The organism is Cellulomonas sp., from assembly GCF_035634735.1.
In the GTDB taxonomy this organism is placed as follows: domain Bacteria; phylum Actinomycetota; class Actinomycetes; order Actinomycetales; family Cellulomonadaceae; genus Cellulomonas.
On sequence record NZ_DASQCJ010000141.1, the window covers coordinates 25,351 to 34,376 of the forward strand.

Below are 9,026 nucleotides of genomic sequence, written 5' to 3' on the forward strand. Positions count from 1 at the left end.
CCCCGTCAGCCCGCGGCGCGCCCGCCGCCGGCCGGGCCGCGCGCAGCCTCCCGGGCGGCGTCCCGCGCCGCGGCCGCCAGCCGCTCCCCCAGAGCCCGCCGGTCGGCGCGGTCGACCCGCACCTCGACCACGGACGTCCCCCGGCCCGGCGCCGCGAGCGCGGCGGCGAGCGCCGCCTCGTCCGACACCCGCACGTGCCGCACGCCGTAGCCCGCGCACAGCGCGGCGACGTCGACCGCGTGCGGCGTCCCGAACACCCGCTCGAACGTGCGGGCGCGCTCGGGGGCGCCGTGCTCCAGCGTCGCGAAGATCGAGCCGCCCGCGTCGTTCAGCACCACGACCTGGAGGTCCGGCTCGGGCTCGGTGGTGAGCCGCAGCAGGCCGCCGACGTCGTGCAGGAAGGTCAGGTCCCCGACCAGCGCCCGCGTGCGGCGCCGCGGCAGGCCGAGCGCGATCCCCGCGGCGGTGGCCAGCATGCCGTCGATGCCGGCGAGCCCGCGGTTCGCGAGCACGAGCGGCGGCTCCGCCCAGCGGGCCACGAGGTCGAGGTCCCGCACCGGGTTCGACGACCCCACCACGAGCACGTCGCCGGGCAGCGACGCCGCCGCGACGGCCCGGACGGCCCGCGGGCCGGTGAGCGGCGGGGTCGCGCGCGTGGGCGGCGCGGCCGGGTCGTCGCCGAGCGCGGCGTCCACGGCGGACCCGGCGGCGGCGTCGGCGCGCTGCCACGCGGCGAGCCACGCGGGGTCGTCCGCGGGGCCGTCGAACCACGCGGCGGGGACGCCCGTGAGCACCCGGTCGGCCGCCCGGCCGGCGTCCGGCCAGCCCGAGCCCGCCGGCGCGACCACGGTCAGGTCGACGTCGTCGCGCGCGAGCAGCGCCGACACCGGGCGGGTGAGCGTCGGGCGGCCCAGCAGCACGACCGCGCCGACCCGGCCGCCGAGGTCCGGGTCGCCCAGCAGCACCCGGTAGGCCGCGGGCGCGTTCGGCCCGCCGCGCGCACCCGAGGACGGCTCCGCGAGCAGCGGCCAGCCCGCGGCCTCCGCGAGCCGGCGGGCGTCCGGGCCGGCGCCGTCGCCCGCGACGACCACGACGGGGCCGGGCAGGTCCGCGCGGGCGGGGACGCCCGAGTCGCCGGCGGCGGGCGCGACCGCGGGGCGGGGCAGCACGGCCACGCGCCCGGCCGCGCCGTCGGCGGGCCACGGCTCCGGCCCGGGCACGAGCGGCTCCCGGTAGGCGAGGTCCAGGTGCACGGGGCCGGGGTCGCCGGTGCGGGCGCCGAGCGCCGCCGCCACGGCCCGGGACAGCAGGTGCCGCAGGTCGCGGTCCTCGCCCGCGCGGCCCGCCGGCGCGGGCACGTCGGCCTCGAGCCGGGTCGCGGCGCCGAAGATGCCCGGCTGCACCGTCGTCTGGTTGGCGCCGGTGCCGCGCAGCTCGTGCGGCCGGTCGGCGGTGAGCAGCAGCAGCGGGGCGCCCGCGTGGTGCGCCTCCAGCACCGCCGGGTGCAGGTTCGCGACCGCCGTGCCGGACGTGGTCACGACCGCCACGGCGCGCGGGTCGCCCTCGGCCGCCGCGGCGCGCGCGAGGCCCAGGGCGAGGAACGCCGCGTCCCGCTCGTCGACCCGCACGTGCAGCCGGACCGCGGGGGCGCCGGCCGGACGCTCGGCGTCGGGGAGCGCCGCCTCGGCGAGGGCGTAGGCCAGCGGGGCGCTGCGCGAGCCCGGGGCGAGGACGACGTCTCGCACGCCGTGGGCGGCGAGCTCCTGGACCAGGACCCGTGCGGCCTGGGCGGCGGGCGCGCCGCGCACGGGCCCGCGGGGGCCGCCGGGCGCCGGGGCCGTCACCGGGCCACCGCCCGCACCGCCGCCAGGCGCTCCGCCCAGCGCGCGGCCGTCGCCTCGTCGGCCGACGTGGCCGCGAGCCGCTCCTGCGCGGGCACCACGGCCCGTGCGGCCGCGACCGGCAGCGCGCCGTCGACGGGGAGCAGCGGCGGGTCGGCGACGTCGTCGGTCAGCAGCTGGGCCGTCGCGAGGCCGCAGGCGTACGGCAGCTCCGGGAGGGCGGCGGCGAGCGCCACGCCCGCGGCCAGCCCGACCGACGACTCCAGCGCCGAGGACACCACGACCGGCAGCCCGACCTGCTCGGCCAGGTCCAGGCAGGCGCGCACCCCGCCGAGCGGCTGCACCTTGAGCACCACCACGTCGGCCGCCTCGGCGCGGACCACCGCGAGCGGGTCCTCGGCGCGGCGGATCGACTCGTCGGCGGCGATCGGCACGTGCGTGGACCGGCGGACCCGCGCGAGGTCGCGCACGGAGGCGACCGGCTGCTCGGCGTACTCGAGCCCGCGGGCGGCGCGGTCGAGCACCGCGAGCCGCTCGACGGCGGTGTCGACGTCCCACGCGGCGTTCGCGTCGATGCGGACGGCGCCCCCGGGGCCGAGCGCCTCGCGGACGGCGGCGAGCCGGTCGGCCTCCTCCGCGGCGCCCTGACCGGGCTCGGCGACCTTGACCTTCGCGGTGGTGCAGCCGCCGGACGCGAGCACGATCCGCCGCGCGGCGTCGGGCCCGACCGCGGGGACGGTCACGTTCACCGGCACGCGGTCCCGGAGGGGCGCGGGGAACCCGAGGTCCGCCGCCTCGCGGGTCGCGCGCCACCAGGCCGCCGACTCCGCGGCGTCGTAGTCCCAGAACGGGCTGAACTCGCCCCAACCGGCCTCGCCGCGCACGAGCACGCCCTCGCGCACCGTGATCCGGCGGAAGCGCGTCCGCAGGGGGATCGCGTAGACGTGCACGCGGCTCAGCGTAGAGGTTCGGCGCCCGCCCTACGCTGGGCACCGTGACCGACCCCGCCGCCGCCCCGCTGCCCCCGCGCGTCTCCGACACCTTCGACCCGAGCCGCTGGCGCACGGTCACCGGCTTCGAGGACCTCACCGACCTCACGTACCACCGGGGCGTCGCCCGGTCGGCGGACGGCGTGCGGGACCTGCCCGTGGTGCGGGTCGCGTTCGACCGGCCCGAGGTGCGCAACGCCTTCCGGCCGCACACCGTCGACGAGCTGTACCGGGTGCTCGACCACGCCCGGATGACCTCCGACGTCGGCACCGTGCTGCTCACCGGCAACGGCCCGAGCCCCAAGGACGGCGGCTACGCGTTCTGCTCGGGCGGGGACCAGCGGATCCGCGGGCGCGACGGCTACCGGTACACGGGGTCGACCGAGGCCGAGACGGCGGACGCCATCGACCCCGCGCGCGCCGGCCGGCTGCACATCCTCGAGGTGCAGCGCCTCATCCGGACGATGCCGAAGGTCGTCGTCGCGGTCGTGAACGGCTGGGCCGCGGGCGGCGGGCACTCGCTGCACGTCGTCGCCGACCTGACCATCGCGTCCCGCGAGCACGCGCGGTTCATGCAGACCGACGCCAACGTCGGCTCGTTCGACGGGGGCTACGGCTCGGCGCTGCTCGCCCGGCAGACCGGCCAGAAGCGGGCGCGGGAGATCTTCTTCCTGGCGCGGGAGTACTCCGCGGAGCAGGCGCACGCCTGGGGCGCGGTCAACGACGTGGTGGACCACGCCGACCTGGAGGACGCCGCGCTGGAGTACGCGCGGATCATCGCGACCAAGTCGCCGCAGGCGATCCGGATGCTGAAGTTCGCGTTCAACCTGGCGGACGACGGCCTGGCGGGGCAGCAGGTGTTCGCCGGCGAGGCGACCCGCCTGGCCTACATGACGGACGAGGCCGTCGAGGGCCGGGACGCGTTCCTGGAGCGCCGCGACCCGGACTGGAGCCGGTTCCCGTACGCGTTCTGACGGGCGCGCCGGGGCGGCGGGCCCGGGCGGTCAGGAGACCGTCAGCGACCCCGTCCCGGCGGGCACCAGCTCGACCCAGGTGTTCCCCGGTGCCAGCAGCGCGGGCGCGCCGTCGGCGGTGAACAGCTGCATCGGGGCGTCGCGGGAGTCCTTCTGCCAGCGGACGGCGATCGTCTTCCCGCCGGTCGCCAGCGTCGCCTCGCCCGAGCCGACGAGCGTGTAGGTGGGCACGACCGCCCCGTTCTGCGCGCCGAACTCCGTGCCCGGGTGGTCGGCGACGATCGACACGACGTTGGTCGCCGACAGCCGGGCGCCGGACGCCGCCACGGCCGGGGTCGAGCCCTCCGAGCGCTCCCAGACCGTCCCGTTCCAGGTCCACGACGGCTTGGACTGGCTGGACAGGTCGAACGCCAGGGTCGTCGCCGGGGTCCCCGCGGCGACCGCGGTCGCGCGCTCGGCGGACCGGGCGAACGCGAACTGCTCGCCCGGGCTGTTCTGGTGGTTCGCGTCGGCCTGCGCCCAGAGCGCCTGCGGGTCCGCGTAGACGTTGTGCGGGGCCGACCGCGACGAGATCCGGTAGAGGCCGGCCGCGCCGGCGTCGTGGCTGATCGCCTGGGTCGGGCTCGCCGCGACCAGGTCGAGGATGCCGGGCTGGCCGCCCGAGAAGGTGAGCAGGCCGTTCATCGGCGACACGATGTCCGGGTCCATGGGGCGGACCGAGCGGACCGGGCCGAGCTCCTCGGGCACCTGCGAGTGCCACACGGCGACGAACCGGGACACGTCGAACTCGACGATCGTCTCCCACACGACGTCCGCCTGGTCCAGGCCGGACTGCGGGCGCGCGGTCGCGGTGTTCTCGATCTTCACCGCGAGCGCGGGGCGGTTCGCGACCTCGCCCGCGACGCCGGTCAGCGGCCAGGTCGGCGCGATCACCGGGTCGGGCGCGGCGGCCTTCTGCGGCTCGAGGGTCGGGGCCACCGTGGCGGCCTCGGGGGCCGGGTCCTGCCCCTGCGAGCAGCCGGCGACCAGGAGGGCCGTGGCGACCGCGGCGGCGGCGGCGCGCCGGAGCCCCCGCCTCGTGCTGTGAACCATCTCGACCCTTCCGTGCCGCCTGCTGCGCGGCGGCACCCGCCGCGCGTCCCGCGCCACCCTACTGGCGGACCTACCCTGGCCGGGTGAGCCGTCCCGTCCGCGTCGTCCCCGCCTCCCCCGCCGCGGTGCCGGAGCTGACCGCCGCGCTCGCCGCCGCGCTGGACGGCTCCGGGCCCGCGGTGCTGCCGGTCGAGGCACCCGACGCGCACGGCCCGGAGCACGCCCGCGACGCCGCCGGCGAGGTGCCCGACGACGTGGCGCTGCTCGTGCGGACCTCGGGGTCGACCGGCGCCCCGCGCGAGGTCATGCTCACCGCCGCCGCCCTGCGCGCGTCCGGCGCGGCGACCGAGGCCCGGCTGGCGGGCCCCGGCCGCTGGCTGCTGCCGCTCCCGCCCGCGCACGTCGCGGGCCTCCAGGTCCTGGTCCGGTCGATCCTGGCCGGCACCGAGCCGGCCGTGCTCGCCGGGCCGTTCCGGTCGGACGCGTTCGCCGTGGCGGCGGCCCGGCTGGCCGGCGACGGCGACGCCCCGCGGTACACGTCGCTGGTCCCGACGCAGGTGCACCGCCTGCTCGACTCGGGGCCGGGCCGGGAGGCGCTGGCCTCGTTCGACGCCGTCCTGCTCGGCGGGGCCGCCGCGCCCCCCGGGCTGCTGGACGCCGCCCGGTCGGCCGGCGCGCGGGTCGTCACCACCTACGGGATGTCGGAGACCTGCGGCGGCTGCGTGTACGACGGCGTCCCCCTCGACGGGGTCACCGTCGACCTGGACCCCGCCGACGGCCGGGTGCGGATCGCCGGTCCGGTGCTCGCGGCGGGGTACCGCGGCCGGCCCGACCTGGACGCCGAGCTGTTCGAGGTGCGGGACGGCACCCGGTGGCTGCGCACCAGCGACCTGGGCCGGTGGCACGACGACGGCCGGCTGGAGGTGCTCGGCCGCGCCGACGACGTGCTGGTCACCGGCGGGGTCAAGGTGCCGCCCGCCGCCGTCGAGCGGGCGCTCGCCGGGCTGCCCGGCGTCGGCGAGGTGCTGGTGGTCGGCGTGCCCGACCCGGAGTGGGGACAGGCCCTGGTCGCGGTCGTCGTCCCGGCGCCGGGCGCCCCCGCGCCCGACCTCGCCGACCTCCGCGAGGCCGCCGCGGCCGCGCTCGGCGGACCCGCGGCGCCGCGGCACCTCGTCACCCTCGCGGCCCTCCCCCTGCGCGGGCCGGGCAAGCCGGACCGGCGGGGCGCGACCGAGCTGGCCGCCCGGGAGCTCGGCCTGCCCGCCCCCGACGCCGCGACACCCGGGACCTGAGCCTGCCGCGGTGCGGGCCCGCCCGGCGTTCCGGGTTACCGTCGCTGCACGCCGAACCACCCGCCGCGGCCCCGCGCCGCGGCCCCACGACAGGAGCACCATGGCCACCGCCGCCGAGTGGGTCGCCGGAGCACGCCCGCGCACCCTGCCCGCCGCCGCCGCGCCCGTGCTGGTCGGCACCGGCGCCGCCGCGCAGATCGAGGCGGCGCACCTGGGTCGCGCGCTGCTCGCCCTGGGCGTGGCGCTCGCGCTCCAGGTCGGCGTCAACTACGCCAACGACTACTCGGACGGCGTGCGCGGCACCGACGCCGACCGGATCGGCCCGATGCGCCTGACCGCGAGCGGCGCGGCGTTCCCGCAGCAGGTCAAGGCCGCGGCGTTCGCGGCGTTCGGCGTCGCGGGCCTGCTCGGCCTCGGGCTGGTCGCGCTGAGCGGCCAGTGGTGGCTGCTGGCGGTCGGCGCGCTGTGCGTCGCGGCGGCCTGGTTCTACACCGGCGGCCGGCGCCCGTACGGCTACCTCGGGCTCGGCGAGGTCGGCGTCTTCGTTTTCTTCGGCCTGGTCGCGGTGCTCGGCACCACCTACACCCAGTCCGGCACCCTGACCTGGCCCGCGTGGGTGGGCGCCGTCGCGGTCGGCCTGATCGCCTGCGCGCTGCTCATGGTCAACAACCTGCGCGACATCCCCACCGACGCGCTCGTCGGCAAGCGCACCCTCGCGGTCCGGCTCGGCGAGCACCGCGCCCGCCGCGCCTACGCGGTCATGGTGGTGCTCCCGGTGCTGCTCGGCGTCCTGTGCGCCCTGGCGAACCCGTGGGCCCTCATCGTCATGCTGCTCGCGCTGCCCGCGGGCGTGCTGGCGTTCACCGTGCTTGTCGGCGCCCGCGGCATCGCGCTCGTCCCGGTCCTCGCGGGGACCGGGATGTACGAGCTGGCGTTCGGCGTCCTGCTGGGCCTGGGCCTGGCGCTCTAGCCGCACCGACCCGCAGCGGCGTCGTGCCCGCGCCGCCGGGCGGGGTCGCGGCGCGGCCGGCGGCTAGCGTGTCCCGGGTGCACCCACCCACGGAGCCGGCCGACTCCGGCTGGCTCGACCGGCCCGGCGGCGCCCGGCTGTACTGGGAGGAGTCCGGCAGCCCGGCGGGCCGCCCCGCGCTGTACCTGCACGGCGGACCGGGCAGCGGCCTCGGCCGCGGGGGCTACCGGCGCCGGTTCGACCCCGCGCGGTACCGGCTCGTCGGCCTGGACCAGCGCGGCTGCGGCCGCAGCACCCCGTGGGCGGTCGACGACCTCGCGCACCTGGACGACCTCACCACCGGCACCCTGATCGCCGACATCGAGGCGCTCCGCGTGCACCTGGGCGTCGAGGCCTGGCTGGTCCACGGCGTCTCGTGGGGGTCGACGCTCGCCCTCGCGTACGCCCTCGCGCAACCCGGACGGGTGACGGGCCTCGTGCTGACGGCGGTCACCACGGGCGGCCGCGACGAGATCGACTGGATCACCGAGGGCGTGGGCCGCGTCTTCCCCGAGGCGTGGCACCGGTTCGCCGGCGACGTCCCCGAGGGCGTCCGCGTGGTCGAGCACTACGCGCGCCTGCTGCGCCACGCCGACCCCGCCGTCCGCGCGGCGGCCGCCGACGCGTGGGACGACTGGGAGTCGACCCACGTCTCGCTCGACCCCGGCTGGGTGCCCGGCCCGCTGCACGACGACCCGCGCGAGCGCGCCAACTTCGCGGCGCTGGTGACGCACTTCTGGGCGCACGACTGCTTCCTGCCCGGTGCCGAGGCGGTGCTGGTGCGCGCACACCGGCTGGCGGGCGTCCCCGGCGTGCTGGTCCACGGCCGGCGCGACCTCAGCGGGCCGGCGATCACGCCGTGGCGGCTGCACCGGGCGTGGCCCGGGAGCGAGCTGCACGTCGTCGAGTCCGAGGGGCACGGCGGTGACGCCGAGATGGAGCTCACCCGGCGCGCGATCGACCGGCTCGCCGAGCCGTCGCCGCGCGCCTGACGCTCAGGCCAGGCGGCCGGGGACGCCGCCCTCGCCGGGCCGGTCGGCGCCGCGCTCGAGCGCGCCGTCGGCGCGGGCCTCGCGCTCGGCGGCCTCGACCGCGGCGTCCTCCTCCGCGGCGTCGGCGGTCGCGGTCCGGGACAGCCGCGGGCGGTCGCCGCGGGCCTCGGAGCGCGCCTGGAGCCACAGCGCGGCCCGGTCGCGCGGGCCGCGGAGCAGCGCGTAGGACAGCAGCGCCGCGAGCAGCGCGGCCCCGACGACGCCCAGCAGCCACCCCGTGCCGGCGAGCACGAGGCCGACCAGGCACACGACGAACAGGGCGAGGCGGAGCAGCGAGTAGGTCACGACGGGCACGGGTCCAGGGTAGGCCGATCCGCCGGGCACCTCGTCCGGATGTGACGACCTCGTGCCGGTTCCCGCGATCACCCGGCCCGGGGCGGGGTGCCCTCGCGCGGCCTGGTTAGGGTGGAGCATGGTTCGCGCGCTGTTCTTCCTCGTGATCATCGGCCTGGCGGTGTACGCCCTCGCCGGCATCGCCACGAGCGACGAGCACGCCCGCCGCGGGCTGCCGAAGGGCGCGTGGTTCCTCATCGCGCTGGTGCCGATCGCGGGCCCGCTCGTGTGGATCCTCACCTCCCGCGCCCAGCCCGCCACGGGCGGCGCGGGCCCGGCCCCGGGCCGCCGCCCCGGACCCGGCGGGTCGGGCGGGTCGACCCCTCGCCGCCCCGGCCCGGTCGCGCCCGACGACGACCCCGAGTTCCTGTGGCGGCTCGACCAGGAGCGCCGGCGCCGCGAGCGGGAGAACGGCACCGGCGACGGCAGCAACGGCGACGTGCC

Annotated in this window: 9 protein-coding genes; 5 read left to right on the forward strand and 4 right to left on the reverse strand. The window is 79.0% G+C overall.

Annotated features, from left to right (window positions below):
* Positions 1–5: 5 nt before the first annotated feature.
* The gene (menD, locus tag VER05_RS12460) at positions 6–1,844 is read right to left on the reverse strand and encodes a 2-succinyl-5-enolpyruvyl-6-hydroxy-3-cyclohexene-1-carboxylic-acid synthase (RefSeq protein WP_324845664.1); all 1,839 of its coding nucleotides are present in this window, start codon (positions 1,842–1,844) and stop codon (positions 6–8) included.
* Complete coding sequence (locus VER05_RS12465; protein ID WP_414647619.1) at positions 1,841–2,791, reverse strand: o-succinylbenzoate synthase; 951 nt, start codon at positions 2,789–2,791, stop codon at positions 1,841–1,843. The genes menD and VER05_RS12465 overlap by 4 nt, the downstream gene beginning before the upstream one ends.
* Before the next feature lie 44 nt (positions 2,792–2,835).
* On the opposite strand from VER05_RS12465, the gene VER05_RS12470 reads away from it, so the two are divergent.
* Entirely contained in the window at positions 2,836–3,804 is a 969-nt protein-coding gene (locus VER05_RS12470; RefSeq protein ID WP_324845665.1) for a 1,4-dihydroxy-2-naphthoyl-CoA synthase, read from the forward strand.
* A 30-nt stretch (positions 3,805–3,834) separates the two neighbouring features.
* Here VER05_RS12470 and VER05_RS12475 read toward each other — a convergent pair whose 3' ends face one another.
* On the reverse strand, positions 3,835–4,896 hold the full coding sequence (locus VER05_RS12475) for a DUF3048 domain-containing protein (RefSeq protein ID WP_324845666.1): 1,062 nt from the start codon (positions 4,894–4,896) through the stop codon (positions 3,835–3,837).
* 83 nt (positions 4,897–4,979) lie between these two features.
* Between VER05_RS12475 and menE the strand changes: the two genes are divergently transcribed.
* The 3 genes from menE (at position 4,980) to VER05_RS12490 (ending at position 8,189) form a co-directional block, all read left to right on the forward strand.
* Complete coding sequence (menE, locus tag VER05_RS12480) at positions 4,980–6,188, forward strand: o-succinylbenzoate--CoA ligase (protein ID WP_324845667.1); 1,209 nt, start codon at positions 4,980–4,982, stop codon at positions 6,186–6,188.
* Between the two features lie 100 nt (positions 6,189–6,288).
* Positions 6,289–7,158 (forward strand): 1,4-dihydroxy-2-naphthoate polyprenyltransferase, encoded by an 870-nt coding sequence (locus VER05_RS12485; RefSeq protein ID WP_324845668.1) that lies wholly within the window; start codon positions 6,289–6,291, stop codon positions 7,156–7,158.
* 77 nt (positions 7,159–7,235) lie between these two features.
* The gene (locus VER05_RS12490) at positions 7,236–8,189 is read left to right on the forward strand and encodes an alpha/beta fold hydrolase (RefSeq protein WP_324845669.1); all 954 of its coding nucleotides are present in this window, start codon (positions 7,236–7,238) and stop codon (positions 8,187–8,189) included.
* Positions 8,190–8,192: 3 nt separating this feature from the next.
* Here the strand turns inward: VER05_RS12490 and VER05_RS12495 are convergent, their stop codons facing one another.
* Entirely contained in the window at positions 8,193–8,543 is a 351-nt protein-coding gene (locus tag VER05_RS12495) for a DUF4229 domain-containing protein (protein WP_324845670.1), read from the reverse strand.
* A gap of 118 nt (positions 8,544–8,661) precedes the next feature.
* Here VER05_RS12495 and VER05_RS12500 point away from each other — a divergent pair.
* Positions 8,662–9,026, forward strand: a 365-nt coding sequence (locus VER05_RS12500) for a hypothetical protein (RefSeq protein WP_324845671.1), incomplete at its 3' end; no start/stop codon positions are given.

Bases quoted from the DNA above. Each gene is read 5' to 3' on its own strand.
- VER05_RS12475 (WP_324845666.1), bottom strand. From the start codon at position 4,896: ATGGTTCACAGCACGAGGCGGGGGCTCCGGCGCGCCGCCGCCGCCGCG.
- VER05_RS12485 (WP_324845668.1), top strand. From the start codon at position 6,289: ATGGCCACCGCCGCCGAGTGGGTCGCCGGAGCACGCCCGCGCACCCTG.